This window comes from Neomesorhizobium albiziae, assembly GCF_900114255.1.
Taxonomy (GTDB): domain Bacteria; phylum Pseudomonadota; class Alphaproteobacteria; order Rhizobiales; family Rhizobiaceae; genus Neomesorhizobium; species Neomesorhizobium albiziae.
On record NZ_FOSL01000001.1, the window covers coordinates 461,307 to 481,579 of the forward strand.

At 61.7% G+C, this 20,273-nt stretch carries 20 protein-coding genes; 9 read left to right on the top strand and 11 right to left on the bottom strand.

Going from position 1 to position 20,273, the window contains the following annotated elements; genetic code table 11:
• Nucleotides 1–34: 34 nt before the first annotated feature.
• Nucleotides 35–1,177, bottom strand: coding sequence for an acyltransferase family protein (locus F3H98_RS02225; protein ID WP_244621567.1), 1,143 nt, complete (start codon nucleotides 1,175–1,177; stop codon nucleotides 35–37).
• 308 nt (nucleotides 1,178–1,485) lie between these two features.
• Between F3H98_RS02225 and F3H98_RS02230 the strand changes: the two genes are divergently transcribed.
• From F3H98_RS02230 to F3H98_RS02250, 5 genes are all read left to right on the top strand, one after another.
• On the top strand, nucleotides 1,486–2,418 hold the full coding sequence (locus tag F3H98_RS02230; protein WP_149757804.1) for an alpha/beta fold hydrolase: 933 nt from the start codon (nucleotides 1,486–1,488) through the stop codon (nucleotides 2,416–2,418).
• 93 nt (nucleotides 2,419–2,511) lie between these two features.
• Nucleotides 2,512–3,687 carry a CaiB/BaiF CoA transferase family protein gene (locus F3H98_RS02235; RefSeq protein ID WP_149757806.1) on the top strand — a complete coding sequence of 392 codons (1,176 nt, stop codon included), beginning with the start codon at nucleotides 2,512–2,514 and terminating at the stop codon, nucleotides 3,685–3,687.
• Nucleotides 3,684–5,336, top strand: a complete 1,653-nt coding sequence (locus F3H98_RS02240) for a thiamine pyrophosphate-binding protein (RefSeq protein WP_149757808.1) — start codon at nucleotides 3,684–3,686, stop codon at nucleotides 5,334–5,336. Before F3H98_RS02235 ends, F3H98_RS02240 begins: the two co-directional genes overlap by 4 nt.
• A 19-nt stretch (nucleotides 5,337–5,355) precedes the next feature.
• Nucleotides 5,356–6,216 carry a PaaX family transcriptional regulator gene (locus F3H98_RS02245; RefSeq protein WP_149757811.1) on the top strand — a complete coding sequence of 287 codons (861 nt, stop codon included), beginning with the start codon at nucleotides 5,356–5,358 and terminating at the stop codon, nucleotides 6,214–6,216.
• A 141-nt stretch (nucleotides 6,217–6,357) separates the two neighbouring features.
• Nucleotides 6,358–6,615 carry a hypothetical protein gene (locus F3H98_RS02250; protein WP_149757813.1) on the top strand — a complete coding sequence of 86 codons (258 nt, stop codon included), beginning with the start codon at nucleotides 6,358–6,360 and terminating at the stop codon, nucleotides 6,613–6,615.
• Nucleotides 6,616–6,625: 10 nt separating this feature from the next.
• Here the strand turns inward: F3H98_RS02250 and F3H98_RS02255 are convergent, their stop codons facing one another.
• Entirely contained in the window at nucleotides 6,626–7,045 is a 420-nt protein-coding gene (locus F3H98_RS02255) for a PaaI family thioesterase (protein ID WP_149757815.1), read from the bottom strand.
• A gap of 311 nt (nucleotides 7,046–7,356) precedes the next feature.
• Here F3H98_RS02255 and paaI point away from each other — a divergent pair, with 311 nt between their 5' ends.
• Genes paaI through F3H98_RS02270 form a run of 3 tightly spaced genes read left to right on the top strand, consistent with a single transcriptional unit; the run spans nucleotide 7,357 to nucleotide 10,323 of the window.
• Nucleotides 7,357–7,797 (top strand): hydroxyphenylacetyl-CoA thioesterase PaaI, encoded by a 441-nt coding sequence (paaI, locus tag F3H98_RS02260; RefSeq protein ID WP_149757817.1) that lies wholly within the window; start codon nucleotides 7,357–7,359, stop codon nucleotides 7,795–7,797.
• 1 nt (nucleotide 7,798) lies between these two features.
• Entirely contained in the window at nucleotides 7,799–9,109 is a 1,311-nt protein-coding gene (gene paaK / locus F3H98_RS02265) for a phenylacetate--CoA ligase PaaK (protein ID WP_149757819.1), read from the top strand.
• Entirely contained in the window at nucleotides 9,109–10,323 is a 1,215-nt protein-coding gene (locus F3H98_RS02270; protein WP_149757821.1) for a cytochrome P450, read from the top strand. Before paaK ends, F3H98_RS02270 begins: the two co-directional genes overlap by 1 nt.
• Nucleotides 10,324–10,385: 62 nt before the next feature.
• Here the strand turns inward: F3H98_RS02270 and F3H98_RS02275 are convergent, their stop codons facing one another.
• From F3H98_RS02275 to F3H98_RS02290, 4 genes are all read right to left on the bottom strand, one after another.
• On the bottom strand, nucleotides 10,386–11,357 hold the full coding sequence (locus F3H98_RS02275; RefSeq protein ID WP_149757823.1) for an ABC transporter substrate-binding protein: 972 nt from the start codon (nucleotides 11,355–11,357) through the stop codon (nucleotides 10,386–10,388).
• Between the two features lie 18 nt (nucleotides 11,358–11,375).
• Nucleotides 11,376–12,512, bottom strand: a complete 1,137-nt coding sequence (locus F3H98_RS02280) for an ABC transporter permease (protein WP_149757825.1) — start codon at nucleotides 12,510–12,512, stop codon at nucleotides 11,376–11,378.
• Nucleotides 12,509–13,387, bottom strand: coding sequence for an ABC transporter permease (locus F3H98_RS02285; protein WP_149757827.1), 879 nt, complete (start codon nucleotides 13,385–13,387; stop codon nucleotides 12,509–12,511). Before F3H98_RS02285 ends, F3H98_RS02280 begins: the two co-directional genes overlap by 4 nt.
• Before the next feature lie 84 nt (nucleotides 13,388–13,471).
• Nucleotides 13,472–14,263 carry an ABC transporter ATP-binding protein gene (locus tag F3H98_RS02290; protein WP_149757829.1) on the bottom strand — a complete coding sequence of 264 codons (792 nt, stop codon included), beginning with the start codon at nucleotides 14,261–14,263 and terminating at the stop codon, nucleotides 13,472–13,474.
• Between the two features lie 108 nt (nucleotides 14,264–14,371).
• Between F3H98_RS02290 and F3H98_RS02295 the strand changes: the two genes are divergently transcribed.
• Nucleotides 14,372–14,785 carry a cupin domain-containing protein gene (locus tag F3H98_RS02295; protein WP_149757831.1) on the top strand — a complete coding sequence of 138 codons (414 nt, stop codon included), beginning with the start codon at nucleotides 14,372–14,374 and terminating at the stop codon, nucleotides 14,783–14,785.
• 64 nt (nucleotides 14,786–14,849) lie between these two features.
• On the opposite strand, the gene hydA is transcribed toward F3H98_RS02295, so the two are convergent.
• The 5 genes from hydA to aptA form a co-directional block, all read right to left on the bottom strand.
• Nucleotides 14,850–16,301 carry a dihydropyrimidinase gene (gene hydA / locus F3H98_RS02300; RefSeq protein ID WP_149757833.1) on the bottom strand — a complete coding sequence of 484 codons (1,452 nt, stop codon included), beginning with the start codon at nucleotides 16,299–16,301 and terminating at the stop codon, nucleotides 14,850–14,852.
• A 14-nt stretch (nucleotides 16,302–16,315) separates the two neighbouring features.
• A complete protein-coding gene (locus F3H98_RS02305) occupies nucleotides 16,316–17,185 on the bottom strand; it encodes a hypothetical protein (protein ID WP_149757835.1) in 870 nt (289 codons plus the stop codon).
• A 181-nt stretch (nucleotides 17,186–17,366) separates the two neighbouring features.
• Nucleotides 17,367–18,617: a Zn-dependent hydrolase gene (locus F3H98_RS02310; protein ID WP_149757837.1), complete on the bottom strand. Its 1,251-nt coding sequence runs from the start codon at nucleotides 18,615–18,617 to the stop codon at nucleotides 17,367–17,369.
• 11 nt (nucleotides 18,618–18,628) lie between these two features.
• Nucleotides 18,629–18,928 (bottom strand): cupin domain-containing protein, encoded by a 300-nt coding sequence (locus F3H98_RS02315; RefSeq protein ID WP_149757839.1) that lies wholly within the window; start codon nucleotides 18,926–18,928, stop codon nucleotides 18,629–18,631.
• Nucleotides 18,925–20,253 carry an omega-aminotransferase AptA gene (gene aptA, locus F3H98_RS02320; protein WP_149757841.1) on the bottom strand — a complete coding sequence of 443 codons (1,329 nt, stop codon included), beginning with the start codon at nucleotides 20,251–20,253 and terminating at the stop codon, nucleotides 18,925–18,927. Before aptA ends, F3H98_RS02315 begins: the two co-directional genes overlap by 4 nt.
• Nucleotides 20,254–20,273 lie beyond the last annotated feature (20 nt).

The window sequence follows — 20,273 nt, forward strand, 5'->3', positions numbered from 1 at the left end:
CGCCCGCACGGACGGCCGGGAACAGCAATATTTGCTACACCGACACCTTCTGCCTTTCAGCCTCAAACAGCGGCCGCACGCGGTGGCCTGCATTGAACAGGAAGAGCAGCAGGTTCGACCGGTTGACGATCTGTAGTCCAACGATCGCGGCAACGACCGCTAGTGCCGGCAGCATAAAGAAGGTGATCGGAAACAGGTCGGAGCCGTAGTTGCCGAAGAAGCGCCGGAAGACAATGCCGCCAAAATTGAACAGGATGGCGTGGCTGCAGAACAGGAAGAAGGCATAGGGCTCGTACCGGATGAAAGGCCCTGCAAACGGGGACTTGCGGATCAATTCGGTCAGCCGCCAGAAACCCGCCGCCACCGTCACCCGGAGCAACGTATCGAGGGTGAGCCTCAGCGTCTCGTCCATCTCGCCCAGGAGGATGCGCTCGATGCGGATGGTGAGGAATATGGCCACCATGACGACCAGCGCGAGCGTCAGCCAACCGGCCGCACGGTCGACGGCCTGCTCCCCGATGCCGGCGACGCGCAGCCACATGCCGAGCGCGAAGAACAGGATGAGCGACGGCCGCTGCAGGATATAGAGGTCCTCGCCAAACACTGCGAAGAGGACGAGTACGGCAAAGGTGAGCATGGCCGAACGCTTCAGACTCACATGAAGCAGCGGTGCGAACAGGCAGCAGACGAACAGGTCGCGCAGAAACCACAGCGGCACGTCTAGCGGCCATGCGGTCAGCGCGAAGAAGGCATTGGCGACGCCAAGCACAGTGGCATCGGGCATGTCCTGCCATTTGCCGCTCAACAACCCATAAGCGACGAGCAGCATGAACATCAGGAGATTCCAGGCGACCAGCGGCACCACCAGCGTCTTCAGTTTGGAGACGACCAGCGGTTGCGAGCCAGCCTTAAGCAGGCTGGATACAACGAAATAACCGGAAACGATGGAGAGCAGCGAAACCGAGCTCAGGCCCACAATGCGCGTGAGGATGAAATAGACGATGTCGAAGAAGCCGGTGTCCCGATCATAGACGTTTTCGGCTATGCCTGGCTGTATATGCACGAAGGTCATGAAGACGATGCACAGCGTCCGGGCAATCTTGATGCGCTCGGAAACTGCTGGTGGTACGGCGGCCAAAACTTTGGGTTTCGGCCCTGCTGGGAGGTGAATGGTCAAGATCGTCCCCGATTATCTGGCGCAGGCACCCGGGAGAGCGCGGGCGACTGGAATTTCATGATCATTGCCGCACTGGAGGCGTGCCGCGACCAACGCTTTTAGGACGCCTTCTAGGGACCGGCGACGACGCAAGTGTGATTTTGAGGGAATTGGCTGTTCAAGAAATGCAACCCAGAGTAACACCTTGGGTCAAGGGAACACCCTGTCCGTTGGAAACCATGGGATCGGGCATCACGGTTCTGGCGATATCACGCCGACTTGACGCTTTGCTCGTGCTGGCCAAGACTGCGCGCCGCAGGGGGAAAATCATGCCATTCGACAGCCAGCCCGCGCATCCGTCGCCAACCGGAGCGTCACTCAACCTTTACACGCGTCGGGCCAAGGGAACGGCCCGCGGCGTCGTCCAGATCAATCACGGCCTTGCCGAACATGCCGCCCGCTACGCCCGCTTTGCCGACGCGCTGGCAGCCGAAGGTTTTCATACCTACGCCCACGATCATCGCGGCCACGGATACACCAAAGCGCCGGATGCGCCGCAGGGCATGTTCGGCATGACCGAAGGCGCCGCCAAGGTGGTCGCCGACATCGACGCTCTGCATGATCTGATCGCTCATGAAAACCCCGGCCTGCCGGTCATTGCCTTTGGCCACTCCATGGGCGGCATCATCACCTTGAACTACGTTTTCAAGCATTCCGCGCGCATTCATGGCGCTGCGATCTGGAACGCCAATTTTTCCGCCGGCCTGCTCGGCCGCCTCGCTCAATGCATCCTCGCCTGGGAGAAATTCCGCCTCGGCTCCGACGTACCGTCACGCGTGCTGCCGAAACTCACCTTCCAGGATTGGGCCAAAAAAATCCCGAACCGCCGCACCGACTTCGACTGGCTGTCGCACGATACTGCGGAGGTCGACAAATACGTGGCCGACCCTTTGTGCGGCTGGGACGCCTCGGTATCGCTGTGGCGCGATCTGTTCGGCGTCATCTTCGCCGGCGCCGACGATGGCAATTTCTCTTCGGTGCGCAAGGACCTGCCGGTCAACCTTGCCGGCGGCGCCGACGACCCATCGACCTTCGGCGGCAAAGCGATCGAGGAGCTTGCCGCCCGCATGCACCGTGCGGGTTTTTCGAATCTGGTTTCAAAGGTTTACCCACAAACCCGTCACGAATCCCTCAACGAGTTGAACCGCGATGCGGTCACTGCCGATTTCATCGCCTGGGCCAAGAGCATTACTGCCGCATGATCCGCGCCAAACCGCTGGTCTCATTCAAGCCGCGTGACAGCGCCATGCGGTATTTGCTACGCACGGCCGCTGTCTCGAATACTGTGGTGTGAAATGGCCGAACCTCCGCTGAAGGGCATCCGCGTTATCGAACTGGCTCGCATTCTGGCTGGCCCCTGGGCTGGCCAACTGCTCGCCGACCTTGGCGCCGACGTCATCAAGGTCGAGAACCCCGACGGCGGCGACGACACTCGCAAATGGGGACCGCCCTTCGTGGAGGGGCGAGACGGAGAGAACCTTTCGGCCGCCTACTATCATTCCTGCAATCGCGGGAAGCGCTCTGTGGCGCTCGATTTTTCGACATCCGAGGGCGCCGCGACCGTGCGTAAGCTGGTCGCCACCGCCGACGTGCTGATCGAGAATTTCAAGCTCGGGGGGCTGAAAAAATACGGTCTCGACTACGAGACGCTGCACAAGATCAATCCGCGCCTCGTCTATTGTTCGATCACCGGTTTCGGACAGGACGGCCCTTATGCGCCGCGGCCCGGCTACGATTTCATCATTCAGGGCATGGCCGGCATGATGTCGATCACCGGGGCCGCCGGTGGCGAACCGCAGAAGGCCGGCGTCGCGATCTCCGACATTTTCACCGGGCTCTATTCGGTCATCGCCATCCAAGCCGCATTGCGGCATGCGGAGACGACCGGCCAGGGCCAGTATATCGACATGGCGCTGTTCGACACACAGATCTCGGTGCTCGGCAATCAGAACCTCAACTATCTCGTCTCGGGAAAATCGCCGGTGCAGATGGGCAACGCTCATATGAACATTGCGCCTTACGAGGTGGTGCCGGTTCGCGATGGACACATCATCCTGGCGGTCGGCAATGACGGCCAGTTCCAGCGGTTCTGCCATGTCATCGACCTGAACGACCTTCCCGGCGACCCGGATTTCGCCACCAATGCGGCGCGTGTCGGCAATCGCGCCAAATTGCGCGCGGCAATCGTCGAGCGGCTGGCAAACTATGACAAGGCACCACTTCTAGCCAAACTGGAAACCGCCGGCGTGCCGGCCAGCCCCATCAACACGATCGGCGAGATGTTCGCCGACCCACAGGCGATCGCGCGCGGCATGCGCCTCGATCTCGATGACGGCCACGGCAACAAGCTGCCTTCCGTGCGAGCGCCGATGCTGATGTCTGAGACGCCGCCAGCCTATAACCGACCTTCGCCGCGGCTCGGCGAACATACGGACGAAATTCTAGCGGAACTGGAGAGACAGGGCGAATGAAGACCGGTGGAAAACTGATCGTCGAAGCGCTCGAGGCGAATGGCGTCGACCGCATCTACTGCGTGCCGGGGGAATCCTATCTCGCCGTTCTCGATGCACTGCACGATTCCAACCGTATCAGCACCGTCGTCTGCCGCCAGGAAGGCGGCGCGGCGATGATGGCCGATTGCCACGGCCGCCTGACTGGCAAGCCCGGCATTTGCTTCGTCACCCGTGGTCCCGGCGCTACCAACGCATCGGCCGGCATCCACATCGCGATGCAGGATTCCACGCCCCTGATCATGTTTATCGGCCAGATCGCCGGCCATGCGCGCGAGCGTGAAGCCTTCCAGGAAGTGAACTACAAGCGCTTCTTCGGCGATATCGCGAAGTGGGTGGTGGAGATCGATGACGCCTCGCGCATTCCAGAACTGGTCACCCGCGCTTTCGCCGTCGCCACCTCCGGCCGCCCCGGCCCGGTCGTCGTCTCGCTGCCTGAAGACATGCTGACCTCGCTGGCAGAAGCGCCCGACGCGCTGCCCTATACGCCGGTCGAAACCTCTCCGGGCGAAGCGGAAATGCACAAGCTTGCAGAGCTTCTCGGCAACGCCAGGCGGCCTTTCGTCATTCTCGGCGGCTCGCGCTGGAGCGCTGCGGCGAAGTCACGGTTGGAAAGCATCGCGGAGACCTGGGCGCTACCTGTCGGCGTTTCGTTCCGCCGCCAGATGCTGTTCGATCACCTGCATCCCTGTTACGCCGGCGATGTCGGCATCGGTCCCAATCCCAAACTCGCCGCCTACATCAAGCAGGCCGACCTTGTGCTGCTGGTTGGCGGCCGTTTCGGCGAGATGCCGTCTTCGGACTATACCTTGCTGAAGAGCCCCTACCCGGACCAAACGCTGGTGCATGTGCATGCCGACGCCAATGAACTTGGCCGTGTGTATCGACCTGCGCTCGCAATCAATGCCTCGCCGGAAGCATTTACCGCTGCCTTCGCCAGGCTGAAGCCAACAGCAACGCCGGTATGGGCCGACGAGACCGAGCGGCTGCACGGCTTTTACCGCGCATGGTCGACGCCGCCGGAGACCGGCCCCGGCGCGGTGCAGATGGGGCCGATCATGGCCCACCTGGAAAAAGTGTTGCCTGACGACGCCATCATGACCAACGGCGCCGGCAATTACGCCACATGGCTGCATCGCTTCCATCGTTTTCGCCGCTTCGCCACGCAGGCAGCGCCAACGTCCGGCTCAATGGGCTACGGCACGCCGGGCGCAGTCGCTGCCAAGGGGCTGTTTCCCGAGCGCGAGGTGATCGCGTTCGCCGGCGACGGCTGCTTCATGATGAACGGACAGGAATTCGCCACGGCGGTGCAGTACGACCTGCCGATCATTGTGATTGTCGTCAACAACGGCATCTACGGCACTATCCGCATGCACCAGGAGCGGGATTACCCCGGCCGTGTTTCGGGAACCGATCTGAAAAATCCGGACTTCGCCGCCCTCGCCCGCGCCTATGGCGGCCATGGTGAGACCGTGGAAACAACGGACGATTTCGCGCCGGCCTTCGAGCGGGCGCGCACCAGCCGCAAGCCATCGATCATCGAGATCAAGCTTGATCCCGAGGCGATCACGCCGACACGCACCCTGACCGATATCAGGGAGAAGAAGTGAGTTTCTGGCCCAGTTGTCCATGACCCCGGCCCTCGACCAGTTCATCTCTCGCCTGCATAAGCGGGGGCGGTTGCGTGTCTGGTCCCTTGTGATCACCATTTTTGGCGACGCGATCGTGCCGCGCGGTGGCCAGGTTCCGCTGACCGTCCTGCAAGAGATAATGGCGCGGCTACGGGTTGAGCCAGGTGCTTTGCGCACCGCGCTATCGCGGCTTGCCGCGGACCAGTGGGTGGTCCGCGAAAAGGATGGCCGCAACAGCCTCTACGCACTCGACATTCACGGCCACCGTGCTTTCGATCTGGCCACCCGCCGCATCTATGCGGCCGGTCCGCCGTCTTGGGACGGCACTTGGACTGTTGCCGTTTCACCGCCCGGCAACGGCAAGGTAGGTGACCGCGCGGCAGCGCTTGCTAATGCGGGTTTCGTGGAGGCCGGCGACGGCACCTGGCTGCGCCCGGAAACGGCGCAATCGCCAGAGGCAGGAGCCACGCTGGCAGGAATGCTGGTGTTCCGGCAACAGCCGCTGCAGACGCCAGCGGCAGCCGCCAGTTTCTGGAGGCTGGAAGAAACCGCACACGCCTACGAAACCTTCAGCGCAGCTATTGCGCCACTTGCCAACGCCATGGAAAAGGGCCACATCACGCCGCTTGAAGCGATCGTCTCCCGCATCCTGCTCATCCACGACTGGCGCCGCATCGTGCTGCACGATCCGGGACTCCCGGCTGCGCTTCTTCCCAGCGACTGGCCAGGCGACAGCGCCCGGCAAACCGCGTGTGACCTATACACCAGGCTTGCCGAACCGAGCGAACAATGGCTGGACGAAGCCGGCTTGCCGCCGCTCCTCGATCCACAAAAGTTCGCCGGCCGGTTCGGGGCCTAGCACGAACTGGACTGACCTCCGCGAGAGGCCTGCTACGAAAGCCTTGCTCTTCTGCTCGGCCTAAAAGTTGAGTACTCTACACCGGAATCCGTCGATCAACGATGCAGGCGCTGCGTCGTTGGTAAGGAGAAGGAGAAAGCCATGCGCGCTTCACTCATCGTGGCGATGACGGTGTTGGTGCTCGCCGCCGGCTGCAAGACGATGACGCCCCAGGAACGCCGCGCCGCCGACGAAGCGACCTGCAAATCCTACGGTTTCCGGAAAGGCAGCGATGCCTTCGCATCCTGCCTGCTGCAGCTCGACCTCGACCGCCGCGCCACGCGACGCGCCGCACTTTATTCCGACCCGTTCTACGATCAGCCGTGGGTCATCTACCCACCTGTCGTCGTGAGACCTTGAGAAGCCGGGATCAGTCCTCGAGATAGCTGAACGCCATCGTCGCCGAGACAGCGACACGCGGATCCTCCTGGGCGCGCATCTCGGCCCGCGTGAACGCCATGCGTTTGCCATTGGATAGCACATCGACGCGGATCCGTATCTCGCCTGGAGGCAGAGGTCGGATGAAATGCGTGGTCAGGTCGACCGTCGTGCAGACACGGAAGCGTCCGTTTAGGGCCGACAGCGTCACCACCGATGCTGTGTCGGCAGCCGCAGCGGTCGCCTGCCCACAGACCACACCCCCGACATGCACCAGTTTTCGGTTTTCAGGCAGATGGAAATCGCCACCCGTCGCGTCAAACGCTACCGGCTTCAGCCCGAGATCGACGATCCATGGCGCAAAAATCCGACCGATCAGGTCCTCTGCTTCCTTCACCCCGAATTCCGCCATGCTGCCCTCGCTCTTGCGTTACAAAAACCTGTAATGTTAAGTTTTTTTGTTACCTATTAAAACGGCTCAAGCAAGCCATCCAGCCACGGAAGGGATCGGATATACAGCCAGGTCGACCCGCGCAACGTTGATGGCATATCCTGTGTGGCCGGCGAAATGATTGACGAGATCGCCGTCGCGCTGAAATCGCTGGGATCGACAAGGAAAGAATCCGCTGATGGGGAGATCGAGGCTGGGGTCACGTTGGCTTGCCAGTAGAGGCCGATCAGCGGAAAACTGCTGCTGGATTTCGACACTACATAGAGGGAACGATGACCGAGGAAGAAATCGCGCGGAGAAGCGCTGACGCAATGTGGGCGCGCGACGATGCTTCGAAATGGTTGGGCGCAAATCTCGATTTCGTCGGTCCCGGAACCGCATCGGTGTCGATGACGGTGGAAAAGCACCATACCAATGGCCACGATATCTGCCATGGCGGGTTCATCTTCACCCTTGCGGACTCGGCCTTCGCCTTCGCCTGCAACTCCTACAACCAGATCGCGGTGGCACAGCACAACACGATCAGTTTCATCGCGCCGGGTGCGCTCGGCGACCGGCTGACGGCCGATGCGCGCGAAATCTCGCGTACAGGACGCTCGGGGCTCTATGATGTGCGGGTGACCAACCAGGATGGCCGCCTGATCGCCGAATTCAGAGGTGCCTCGCGCGTCATCAAGGGCGTCCATTTCGAAGACGCCGCCACGGGAGGATAACATGAGGGATCTGGCGCCTGCCAAAAAAGATCTCGACCCGATCGAGATCGCCTCACGCGACGAGATCGCGGCTCTGCAATTGTCGCGGCTGAAATGGTCGCTCGGTCATGCCTATGCGAACGTTCCGCACTACAAGAAGAGTTTCGACAAGGCCGACATCCATCCCGGCGATCTGAAAAGCCTCTCCGATCTGAAAAACTTCCCGTTCACGGTGAAATCCGACCTGCGCGACAACTATCCGTTTGGCATGTTTGCGGTTCCCCGCGAAAAGGTCGCCCGCATCCATGCGTCGTCCGGCACCACCGGCAAACCCACTGTCGTTGGCTACACCAAGCATGATCTCGACGTCTGGGCCGATTGCATGGCGCGTTCGATGCGCGCCGCAGGCACGCGGCCCGGCGACATCGTCCATGTCGCATACGGCTACGGCCTCTTCACCGGCGGGCTTGGCGCCCATTACGGCGCCGAGCGGCTTGGCTGCACCGTGGTGCCGGTATCGGGAGGCATGACCACTCGGCAAGTCACGTTGATCGAGGACTTCAAGGCGACCACCATCATGGTGACGCCGTCCTATATGCTGTCGATCCTCGACGAATACCGCGCTCAGGGGCTCGACCCGCGCGAAAGCCCGCTGCAGGTCGGTATTTTCGGCGCGGAGCCCTGGACTAACGCCATGCGCGCCGAGATCGAGCAGGCCTTCGACATGCACGCCGTCGACATTTACGGCCTGTCGGAGGTGATAGGGCCGGGCGTCGCCAACGAATGTGTAGAGACAAAGGACGGTCTGCATATCTGGGAGGATCATTTCTATCCCGAGATCATCAACCCGCAGACAGGAGAACCAGTGGCCGACGGCGAGATGGGCGAACTGGTGTTCACCTCGCTTTCCAAGGAAGCGTTTCCGATCGTTCGCTACCGCACCCGCGACCTGACCCGGCTGCTGCCCGGCACGGCGCGCTCCATGCGACGTATGGAAAAGATCACCGGGCGTTCCGACGACATGATGATCCTGCGCGGCGTCAACGTCTTCCCGACGCAGATTGAAGAGCAGATCCTGAAGGTGAAAAGCCTGGCGCCGCATTTCCAGATCGAGCTGTGGCGCGACGGCAGGCTGGACTGCATGACCGTTCATGTGGAAGCCGCTCCCGGCCAAGCTTCCGGCGACCAGCGCAAGGCAGCGGCGAGCGCCTTGCAGGAACGCATCAAGGAGGTCGTCGGCGTGACAGTGATCGTCGATGTGACCGAGCCCGAAAAGGTTGCGCGCAGCCAGGGCAAGGCGCAGCGCATCGTCGACAACCGGCCCAAGGCCTGATGAGCGCGTCAGCCGAACGCGCGCGGGATTTCGAAATCACCGCCCTGCCCGTTGGTTTTGCCGATGATCCGTTTCCAGTCTACCGCGCACTGCTGGAGCACGCACCGCTGAAGCATTTTGCCGACGGTTCGGTGATGCTGTCGCGCTGGGCTGACCTCGATCGGGTCTATCGGGACACAAAAACCTTCTCTTCGGACAAGAAGGTCGAGTTCCTGCCGAAATTCGGCCGTTCGCCGCTCTACGAACACCACACGACCAGCCTCGTCTTCAATGATCCGCCGTTGCACACGCGGGTGCGCAAGATCATGGTCGGCGCAATGACACCTCGCGCGCTGGCCGCCATGGAACCCGGCCTGGTCCATCTGGTCGACCGCCTGCTCGACCAGATGGCGGAGAAGAAGAACGTCGACCTGATCGAGGATTTCGCTTCGGCGATACCTGTCGAGGTGATCGGCAATCTGTTCGACATGCCGCATGAAGAGCGCGGGCCGCTGCGCGACTGGTCACTGGCGATCCTCGGCGCCTTGGAGCCGGTGCTTTCGCCCGAACAGCAGGAGCGCGGGAACCGCGCCGTCACCGCCTTCAAGACCTATCTGGGCGAACTAGCGCAAAAGCGCCGGAAGAAGCCCGGCGACCCGCAGACCGACGTCTTGACTCGGCTGATCAACGGCAATGAGGGTGAATTGCTGACCGAGACGGAGCTGCTGCAGAACTGCATCTTCATCCTCAATGCGGGTCACGAAACCACCACCAACCTGATCGGCAATGCGCTGTTCGAGCTGGCTGAGTGGCCAGGGGAAAGGCGACGATTGCTGGAACAGCCAGAATTGATCGATACAGCCGTCGACGAATTCCTGCGCTTCCAGAGCCCGAATCAGCTCGGCAACCGCATGACCGCCGAGCCAGCCGAATTTCATGGCGAGACAATACCGGCGGGGACGCGCATCCATCTCTGCATCGGCGCCGCCAACCGCGATCCGCGCCACTTCAACGATCCCGACCGCCTCGACATCGCTCGAAAGCCCAACAAGCATCTTGCCTTCGCCGGCGGACCGCATCTTTGCGTCGGCTTTTCGCTTGCACGCATGGAAGGCCGCATCGCTGTGTCGCGCTTCCTCAATCGCTTTCCCGGCTATGCGTTGGCCGGCGAACCGAAACGTACCGGGCGCGTGCGCTTCCGCGGATTTGCGTCGCTGCCGGCGGCCATGGTCTGACTGAGGTTTTGAAATGAAAAAGGGCGGTCACCCGCCCTCTTCGACGTCCGAATGCAAAACGCTTATTTGATCGCCTTGTCGGTGATCGCCGAAGTCCAGGCGCCTGACGGCTCCTTGGTGATGATCTTCTGCGCGAGCAAGGCCGCCGCAGTACGGTCATAGGCCGCCTCGATCAGCTTGCCATCGGCATTGTCGATCAGCTTGGCCACCTCGCCCATCATGCGCTTCTGGTGGTTTTCGTCCTGGCCGCCGTTCTCGACGACGATGTCAGCCGCCTCGTCCGGGTTTTCCGTTGCGTACTTCCAGCCCTTCATCGAGGCGCGCACGAACCGCACCATCTTATCCTCGAAGGCCGGGTCCTTCAGCTTGTCTTCCATCGCATAGAGGCCGTCCTCCAGGAGATCGACGCCCATCGCGGAGTAGTTGAAGACGATCAGGTCTTCCGGCTTGTAGCCGGCATCGATCAGCTGCCAGTATTCGTTGTAGGTCATGACCGAAATGCAGTCGGCCTGCTTCTGGATCAGCGGCTGCACGTCGAAGCTCTGCTTCAGTACCGTCACGCCATCTGCCCCGCCTTCGGTCGGCAGGCCGAGCTTGTTCATCCAGGCGTAGAACGGGTATTCGTTACCGAAGAACCAGACACCGAGCGTCTTGCCTTTGAAGTCGGCTTCGGTCTTCACCGGGCCGTCCTTCGGGCAGACCAGTTCCATGCCGGCCTTCTTGAAGGGCTGGGCGATGTTGACGAGGTTGACGCCCTTGTCGCGCGCGGCGAGCGCACCGCCCATCCAGTCGACGATCACGTCGGCGCCGCCGCCGGCGATCACCTGCTCGGGCGCGATGTCCGGGCCGCCCGGCTTGATCGTCACGTCGAGGTTTTCCTCGGTGTAGAAGCCCTTGTCCTTGGCGACGTAGTAGCCGGCGAACTGCGCCTGCGTCACCCACTTCAATTGCAAAGCGACAGCGTCCGCCGCGAGAGCTTGAAAGGCGGTGAGCGACAATGCTCCCGCCAGCATTCCAATCATTGTTTTTTTCATTGCCTAACCCTCTGGATTTTACGCCCGCCCACCACGGACGGACGGATGCCAAAACGTGGCCGCTCTTTCGACAAGAGCGATCACGCCATAGAAGACCGAACCCGCAAGTGCTGCAACTGCGATTTCGGCCCAGACCATGTCGATGTTCATCCGCCCCACCTCCGTTGAGATGCGGAAGCCCATGCCGACAACTGGGGTGCCGAAGAACTCGGCAACGATGGCGCCGATCAGCGCTAACGTCGAGTTGATCTTCAGCGCATTGAAAATGAAGGGGGCAGCTGCCGGAAGCCGGAGCTTCAGCAGTGTCTGCCAATAGTTCGACGCATAGGTGCGCATCAGGTCGCGCTCCATGTGGCCGGAGGCCTGGAGCCCGGCCACGGTGTTCACCAGCATCGGGAAGAAGGTCATGATGACGACGACTGCCGCCTTCGACTCCCAGCCGAAGCCGAACCACATCACCATGATGGGCGCGACGCCAATGATCGGAAGCGCGGAAACCATGTTGCCGATCGGTAGCAGCCCCTTGCGCAGGAAGGAGATGCGATCGGCGAGGATGGCGGTGACGAAGCCTGCACCGCAGCCCAGGACGTAGCCGGCGATCACCGCCTTGAAGATGGTCTGGTTGACGTCGGCGGCAAGCACCGGCAGCGAATTGGCGATGCGGGCGCCGATGGCACTGGGCGGCGGCAAGAGGATGAAGGGAATGCCCGCGCCGCGCGTGACGGCTTCCCAGATGATCAGGATCCAGGCGCCGAAGATCGCCGGGATCAGAAGCCTGAGTGCCGTTTTGGCAGTGCGGTTCGCCGGCCTGAGCGAAGAAAGAAGCGTCACGCAGCGCCAGGCAAGCAGCCAGCAGGCGGCGAGCAGAAGGAAGAACGCCGCGCGGGCCGATCCGTTCTTCCCGGCGATTTCCGACATCAGCATGAAAACCGCCAGATGCGCCGCCACGAAGAGGAAGCACGCACGCACGCCGGCGGCCAAACGCGATCCGTCGAAGACGATGGCACAAAACAGCAAGGCGGCGATGGTTGCCGCTATGAGGAGCGACGGCGCCGGGGCATCGGCACCGGCTTCGACGATGGGCAGCGTGAACAGCGCACCGATGAGCAGCACGGCGGCGGCAATTGCCTGCCAGGAAAATTTGAACCCGCTCATGCCGGCCGCGCCCCCATGCTGCGGTCGACGATGCGGCCGGCGAACCCGACCAGTCCGACCAGCAGAAGCGCCACCACGGACCCCGCCACAAGGGCCGCCCACATGTCGATGGTGTTGGAGAAATAAGACGCGTTGAGCAGCTTGGCCCCAATGCCGGCGACAGCGCCTGTCGGCAGTTCGCCGACGATGGCGCCGACAAGGCTGGCCGCGATCGCCACCTTCATCGAAGCGAACAGAAACGGCACCGAAGCGGGTACGCGCAGTTTCCAGAAGGTCTGCCAGGCACTGGCATTGTAGGTGTGCATCAGGTCGAGATGCATGATCTCTGGCGAGCGCAGCCCTTTCACCATGCCGACCGCCACCGGGAAGAACGACAGATAGGTCGAGATCAGCGCTTTCGGCAGAAGCCCGGTGATGCCGATCGCCGCGAGCACAACGATGATCATCGGCGCGATGGCAAGGATGGGAATCGTCTGCGAGGCGATGATCCACGGCATCAGGCTGCGGTCGAGCGCCAGTACGTGCACGATGCCGACGGCAATCAGGATGCCGAGCGCAGTGCCGAAGGCGAAACCCATCATGGTCGAGGCCAGAGTAATGCCTGCATGGTAGACCAGGCTGCGGTTGCTGGTGATTTTTCTAAGAAACGTGTTTTCGAAGACGTTCTCAGCCACCTGATGTGGCGCCGGCACGATAGGCTTCGGCTGCGACAGCGTCTTGCCGATGAACTCGATGGTGCCCGAGGTGACATTGCCGCGCCGGTCGAGATCGCGCTGGAACGGCGCGTTCATGAAGACCGCCAGAACATACCAGGCCACCACGATGCCGAGCAGGATGGTTGTGACGGGGATGATTTTGGCGCGGAGCGAGTCCATCAGGCCGCGCCTTGCGATTGGCGACCTCCTCTCCCCACCGGGGAGAGAGCGGCCGGAGCGGAAGTTGCCAAATTCTGCTTCGCCTCAGTCGTCATAGCTGTGCCCTGCCCTGAGCCCGTCACGCACGCGGGCGGCGATCGCCAGAAATTCCGGCGTTTCGCGAATGTCGAGCGGACGTTCCTTCGGCAGTGTCGATTCAATCACGTCGGTAACCCGGCCCGGCCGTGGCGACATCACGATGATGCGCGTCGAGAGATAGACGGCTTCCGGAATGGAGTGGGTGACAAAGCAGATCGTCTTGTTGGTGCGCTCCCAAAGCTCGAGAAGTTGCTGGTTGAGGTGATCGCGCACAATCTCGTCGAGCGCCCCGAACGGCTCGTCCATCAAGAGGAGATCGGCGTCGAAGGCCAGTGCCCGGGCGATCGACGCGCGCTGCTGCATGCCGCCGGAAAGCTGCCAGGGATATTTCTTCTCGAAGCCGGTCAGGTTGACCAGGTCGAGGGTGCGCCGGATGCGCTCTGCCTGTTCCGCGTTCGGCATGCCGATGATTTCGAGCGGCAGAGCGACGTTGCGTTCGATGGTGCGCCACGGATACAGCGCCGCGGCTTGAAAGACATATCCGTACGCGCGTTTCATCCGCGCTTGCTCGGGCGTCATGCCATTGACGGAAATTGTCCCGGCTGTTGCCTTTTCGAGGTCGGCGATGACGCGCAGAAACGTCGTCTTGCCGCAGCCGGACGGGCCGATGAACGACACGAACTCGCCCTTGCTTATAGTCAGGTCGACATCGGACAGCGCCTGCACCGGGCCGTCATTGGTCTGGAAGGTAAGTCCGAGCTTGCTTGCCGAAACGACGGCTGGCGATGCTTCCCTCATCGGCAACCGCCGAAAGTGTCGGCCTCAATCGGCCGAAATCCATTTGCTTTTGCTCTTCGGTTGATTTCCACTTGCCTTGCCCACTCCATCGTCATGCGGAGCCCCCGGATGACTCAGTCATCGAAGCCCACCTGTCATCTCATTCGACCCGGCACTACCTATGAAGGCAAGCAGGGGCTGAGTTATTTTGCAGGCATCGCCGCCGAAACGGTCGGATCGTCTGGCATCTGCATGCATCTTCTCGCCATGCCGCCCGGCGCCCGTGCCAAGGCGCATCTGCATGAGAACCACGAGACCGCCATCTATGTGCTGAGCGGCGAGGTCCATACATGGTATGGCGACCGGCTTGAAGAGCACATCGTCGCCAGGGCCGGCGATCTGTTCTACATTCCCGCCGGTGTGCCGCACCTTCCGGCCAACCTCAGCGGCAGCCCCGCTTCCGCAGTCATCGCCCGCACCGATCCCAACGAGCAGGAGAGCGTGGTGCTGCTGCCCCACCTCGATACCCTCGTGCCGGCTTGAAGCGGTGACCCCGCACTTGCGCATCAGCTGAAGTTCGCGTTGCACTCCGATCATAAATTGTCGCTCACACGCCCGTCGCCGGTATTCCTGTCCGCTCGACCTTGCGCGGCGCGGTGATTTCCTTCCACGTCGACAGCGCGCGGTTGACCGCCGCATGCGGTTCGCGCCCCACGAACTCGCCATGGCCAGGCTTTGCCTCCACTTTGCCGTCGTTCACCGCGATCTCGCCACGGGTGAACACAAAACGCGGCAAGCCGGTCACCTCGACGCCCTCGAAGACGTTGTAGTCGATCACCGACTGCTGGTTGCCGGCCGAGATGGTCTTCTTCTTCTTCGGATCCCAGACGATGATATCGGCATCGGCGCCTTCGACGATAGCGCCCTTCTTCGGGTACATGTTGAGGATCTTCGCGATGTTGGTGGAGGTGACCGCGACGAACTCATTCATCGTCAGGCGGCCGGTGTTGACGCCCTTGGTCCACAGAACCGGCATGCGGTCTTCGAGGCCTCCGGTTCCGTTGGGGATCTTGGTGAAGTCGCCGACGCCGTTGCGCTTCTGCTTGGTTGTGAAAGAACAATGGTCGGTCGCCACCACCTGCAGCGAGCCTGCCTGCAAACCTGCCCACAGCGAATCCTGATGGAGTTTGTTACGGAAGGGTGGGCTCATCACGCGGCGCGCCGCGTGATCCCAATCCTTGTTGAAATATTCGGTCTCGTCGAGCACCAGATGCTGGATCAGCGGCTCGCCATAGACGCGCATGCCCTTCTGCCGCGCCCGGCGGATCGCCTCATGCGCCTGCTCGCAGGAGGTGTGCACGACATAGAGTGGGCTGCCGGCCATATCGGCGATCATGATGGCGCGGTTGGTCGCCTCGCCTTCGACTTCCGGCGGGCGCGAATACGCATGCGCTTCCGGTCCGTTGTTGCCGGCGGCAAGCAGCTTGGCCGATAGCTGGGCGACCACGTCGCCATTCTCGGCGTGGACGAGCGGCAGCGCACCGAGTTCGGCGCAGCGCTGGAACGACGAATACATCTCGTCGTCGTCGACCATCAGCGCGCCCTTGTAGGCCATGAAATGCTTGAAGGAGGTAATGCCCTTGTCGACGACCTCAGCCATCTCGTTGAACACCTGCTCGCCCCACCAGGTGATGGCCATGTGGAACGAATAGTCGGAGCAGGCCTTCGAGGTCTTGTTGTGCCACATCTGCAGCGCTTCGAGCAGCGATTGCTGCGGCGCTGGCAGGCAGAAATCGACCACCATCGTGGTGCCACCGGAAAGGGCTGCCCGCGTGCCGCTTTCAAAATCGTCAGCCGAGTAGGTGCCCATGAACGGCATTTCGAGATGGGTGTGCGGGTCGATGCCGCCCGGCATCACATAACAGCCGGTCGCGTCGAACTCGTGGTCGGCATGCAAGTCGGAGCCGATGGCTACGATCTTGCCATGCTGGAACAGCACGTCGGCTTTCCAAGTGCGATCGGCGGTGACGATGGTTCCGTTCTTGATGACTTTGGTCATGGTCTTCTAGCCTCTCAGGATCGTCTCGAGCGCCATTTGCGCAAGTCTTTCATCAGTGCGTCAAGGGTGCCGAACACGGGCACGGCGATCGTCAGTGCCGCAGGCTTCAATTCGCGCGTCGGCACACAATCGGCGGCTACCTTCCGCTGATGCTCCTCGCCGACCCAGATACGGGAAAATTCGAGCAATTCGGCGACAACATCCTCGCGCAGATTGCTGATCCGTTGATGGTTCATGCGGAAAATCGACAGCGCGGCAAGGATAGCTGTGATGGCCGCCACAAACAGGATGATCAATAGATAGTTCTTGTTGCCGGCATAGTTGCCGCTCGCCTGGGCATAAATCCATACTGCGAACGAAAACAGCACGAAGGTCTTGGATATCCTGAAGGTCGCAAGCGGTCCCTGCACCTTGTCGCGTGTCTTCTCGTCGCTGTCGATTTCGATTTGCCTCAGCTTCTTCGAGAATTCGTAGAGCCGCTGGTTCTCGTCTTCCGTATGGCGTTTGCCCCGCGCTTCCCGCAGCGTCTGGAACCCTTTCCAGGTGATGTCGTCGATGGCTGACCAGCCCGACAGCGGAACGATCGCCGGCGGCAGATAGAAGCCGACACTCGCGAACGCCACGTAGATCAGATGAATGGTCGTCATGAAGATGAAGAGAATGAGCAGCAGCGCAAAATCCGACACGCCGAGAATGTCGAATATGTTCTGGTAGTTCTGCACCACCTGGTTGAGCAGGTCGACGCTCGGCAGGATGCCCTCCGACGCATTGCCGAGCGGCACGAAACCCGACAGCACGTAGAACACGATGCCGGAAACCAGGAGCCTGGACGTGATGAAGTTCGAGAACCGGATGACGCCTTGCAGGAAGAGCTCGACGTCCATCCGCGCGCCTCAGGCTTTTTCGCAGATGTTCTGCGCAGCGATCGCGCATGGCGACCGCCGGCCGGGCATATTGCAGCTCGGCCCGGCGCTCTCGCCGGATTTCACTATTCTCCACACTTCGTTCCCCTTTGTTTTCCCGCGATTTTTGGCATCGCGTTAGAAAAATCCTGCTGGCGTTGTTCTACTCCACGATCACCGCCGTCTCGACCACTGCATGGAAGAGCACGTCGCAGCCGGCGGCGGCCCATTCCTTGGAGATCTCTTCCGCCTCGTTGTGCGACAGACCGTCGACGCAAGGACACATAACCATCGCGGTCGGCGCCACACGGTTGATCCAGCAAGCGTCATGGCCGGCGCCGGAAACGATGTTGCGATGCGAATAGCCGAGGCGTACAGCAGCGTCGCGGATCGCCTTCACGCAATCCTTGTCGAAGGTGACCGGATCGAAATGGCCGACCTGCTCGACCTCGAACTTGATGTCCAGCGCCTCGCAGATCAGTTCGATGCCGGCGCGGATGCGCTCGTCCATCTCATCCAGCACGTCCTTGTTGGGCGAGCGGATGTCGATCGTGAAGACAGTACGTCCGGCGATGATGTTGCGCGAGTTCGGATAGACCTCCATATGGCCGATCGCGCCGACGGCGTCCGGCTGGTAGTCCATCGCCACTTCATGCACCAGTTCGGTGATCCGCGCCATGCCGAGCCCGGCATTGCGGCGCTTCGGCATCGGGGTAGAACCGGTGTGGCTTTCCTTGCCGGTCAGCGTGACCTGCAGCCACTTCAGGCCCTGGCCATGGGTAACCACGCCAATGTCGATGTCCTCGTCCTCAAGGATCGGCCCCTGCTCGATGTGCAATTCGAAGAAGGCCTTCATCTTGCGGGCGCCGACCTCTTCGTCGCCCTTCCAGCCAATGCGTTCCAGCTCGTCACCGAACTTCTTGCCCTTGGCGTCGACCCGCTCGTAAGCCCAGTCCTGCTTGTGGACGCCGGCGAAGACGCCGGAGGCCAGCATCGCCGGTGCGTAGCGCGTGCCTTCCTCGTTGGTCCAGTTGGTGACCACGATGGGGTGCTTCGTCCTGATGCCGAGATCGTTGAGCGAGCGGATCACCTCCAGCCCGCCGAGTACACCGAGCACACCGTCATACTTGCCGCCGGTCGGTTGGGTGTCCAGATGCGAGCCGACATAGACCGGCAGTGCCTCGGGGTCGGTGCCTTCACGCCGCGCGAACATGGTGCCCATCTGGTCGAGGCCCATTTCAAGTCCGGATGCCTCGCACCAACGCTTGAACAGATGCCGGCCCTCGCCGTCTTCGTCGGTCAGTGTCTGGCGATTGTTGCCGCCGGCAATGCCAGGGCCGATCTTCGCCATCTCCATCAACGAATCCCACAAACGGTCTGAATTGATTCGGAGATTTTCGCCCGGAGCGGCCATGGTTCGACCCCTTATGCTTTCAATTCGACTTCGACGAACGACATCGGCTTGTCACCCGCGTTGACCACATTGTGCTCGACGCCTTCGTCGCGTCTGTAGGCGGCGCCGGCCGCCGTGTCGACACGCCTGGTACCGCCGCCCGGCTCTTCCAGCAGGAAGGCGCACGGTGTGATGGTCGTCACGACATAGTCCATGCCGTGCCGGTGCCAACGCGTCTCCGCGCCGGGATCGAAATCCCAGCGCGTGACGCGGACCTTTTCGTCGTCGACGAGCACTTCGCTCGTCGCTTGCTGCCGTGCCTGATAGGTCAATCCACCATCCTCAGGACCTCGCGCACATGGTCGATCAACTCGTTGATCTGGCCCTTGGTAATGATCAACGGCGGCGACAGCGCGATGATGTCGCCGGTGGTGCGGATCAGCGCGCCGCGCTCGAACGCCTTCACGAAAGCCGAGAAGGCGCGCTTGGTCGGCTGTCCGGCGATGGGCTCGAGTTCGATGGCGCCGACCAGGCCGATGTTGCGGATATCGATGACATGCGGCTCGCCCTTCAGTGAATGAAGCGCGTCTTCCCAATAGGGCGCAAGTTCAGCGCCGCGGGTGAGCAGCCCTTCTTCCTTGTAGGTGTCGAGGGTGCCGAGGCCGGCAGCGCAAGCGATCGGATTGCCGGAGTAGGTGTAGCCGTGCATGAACTCGATGACATGCTCCGGCCCGTTCATGAAGGCGTCGTGGATCTCCTTCTTCACGAACACGGCACCCATCGGGACGACACCGTTGGTAACGCCCTTGGCGGTGGTCATGATGTCGGGGACGACGCCGAAATAATCCGCCGCGAACGGCGTTCCGAGGCGGCCGAAGCCGGTGATGACCTCGTCGAAGATCAACAGGATGCCATGCTTGGTGCAGATCTCGCGCAGCTTCTGCAGGTAACCCTTCGGCGGCACCAGGACGCCAGTGGAGCCTGCCACCGGCTCGACGATGACGGCGGCGACCGTCGAGGCGTCGTGCAGCGTGACGATGCGCTCGAGTTCGGTCGCCAGATCGCCGCCATGCTCGGGTTCGCCACGCGAAAACGCATTCTTGGCCGGCAGGTGGGTGTGCGGCATGTGGTCGACACCAGTCAAAAGCGTGCCGAACATCTTGCGGTTGGTGACAATGCCGCCGACCGAGATGCCGCCGAAATTGACGCCGTGGTAACCGCGCTCGCGGCCGATCAGCCGGAAGCGCGAGCCTTCGCCCTTGGTGCGGTGATAGGCAAGCGCGATCTTCAATGCAGTGTCGACCGACTCCGAACCGGAATTGGTGAAGAACACATGATCCATGCCCTTCGGTGCGATGTCGACCAGCCGGTTGGCGAACTCAAAAACGATCGGGTGGCCCATCTGGAAGGCCGGCGCGTAGTCAAGCTCGGCGGCCTGGTTCTGGATCGCTTCCGTGATCTTGGGGCGGCAGTGGCCGGCATTGACGCACCAGAGGCCCGCCGTGCCGTCGAGAACCTTGCGGCCGTCGGACGTGGTGTAATGCATGTCCTTGGCGGAAACAAACATGCGCGGCGACTGCTTGAACTGGCGGTTGGCCGTAAACGGCATCCAGAACGCGCTCAGATCGTTCGGCGTTACTTTCAATCTGTTGGACATGACCAAGCTTTCCTTTTTGA

Bases quoted from the DNA above. Each gene is read 5' to 3' on its own strand.
- F3H98_RS02230 (WP_149757804.1), top strand. From the start codon at position 1,486: ATGCCATTCGACAGCCAGCCCGCGCATCCGTCGCCAACCGGAGCGTCA.
- F3H98_RS02235 (WP_149757806.1), top strand. From the start codon at position 2,512: ATGGCCGAACCTCCGCTGAAGGGCATCCGCGTTATCGAACTGGCTCGC.
- F3H98_RS02240 (WP_149757808.1), top strand. From the start codon at position 3,684: ATGAAGACCGGTGGAAAACTGATCGTCGAAGCGCTCGAGGCGAATGGC.
- F3H98_RS02245 (WP_149757811.1), top strand. From the start codon at position 5,356: ATGACCCCGGCCCTCGACCAGTTCATCTCTCGCCTGCATAAGCGGGGG.
- F3H98_RS02250 (WP_149757813.1), top strand. From the start codon at position 6,358: ATGCGCGCTTCACTCATCGTGGCGATGACGGTGTTGGTGCTCGCCGCC.
- F3H98_RS02255 (WP_149757815.1), bottom strand. From the start codon at position 7,045: ATGGCGGAATTCGGGGTGAAGGAAGCAGAGGACCTGATCGGTCGGATT.
- paaI (WP_149757817.1), top strand. From the start codon at position 7,357: ATGACCGAGGAAGAAATCGCGCGGAGAAGCGCTGACGCAATGTGGGCG.
- paaK (WP_149757819.1), top strand. From the start codon at position 7,799: ATGAGGGATCTGGCGCCTGCCAAAAAAGATCTCGACCCGATCGAGATC.
- F3H98_RS02270 (WP_149757821.1), top strand. From the start codon at position 9,109: ATGAGCGCGTCAGCCGAACGCGCGCGGGATTTCGAAATCACCGCCCTG.
- F3H98_RS02275 (WP_149757823.1), bottom strand. From the start codon at position 11,357: ATGAAAAAAACAATGATTGGAATGCTGGCGGGAGCATTGTCGCTCACC.
- F3H98_RS02280 (WP_149757825.1), bottom strand. From the start codon at position 12,512: ATGAGCGGGTTCAAATTTTCCTGGCAGGCAATTGCCGCCGCCGTGCTG.
- F3H98_RS02285 (WP_149757827.1), bottom strand. From the start codon at position 13,387: ATGGACTCGCTCCGCGCCAAAATCATCCCCGTCACAACCATCCTGCTC.
- F3H98_RS02290 (WP_149757829.1), bottom strand. From the start codon at position 14,263: ATGAGGGAAGCATCGCCAGCCGTCGTTTCGGCAAGCAAGCTCGGACTT.
- F3H98_RS02295 (WP_149757831.1), top strand. From the start codon at position 14,372: ATGACTCAGTCATCGAAGCCCACCTGTCATCTCATTCGACCCGGCACT.
- hydA (WP_149757833.1), bottom strand. From the start codon at position 16,301: ATGACCAAAGTCATCAAGAACGGAACCATCGTCACCGCCGATCGCACT.
- F3H98_RS02305 (WP_149757835.1), bottom strand. From the start codon at position 17,185: ATGGACGTCGAGCTCTTCCTGCAAGGCGTCATCCGGTTCTCGAACTTC.
- F3H98_RS02310 (WP_149757837.1), bottom strand. From the start codon at position 18,617: ATGGCCGCTCCGGGCGAAAATCTCCGAATCAATTCAGACCGTTTGTGG.
- aptA (WP_149757841.1), bottom strand. From the start codon at position 20,253: ATGTCCAACAGATTGAAAGTAACGCCGAACGATCTGAGCGCGTTCTGG.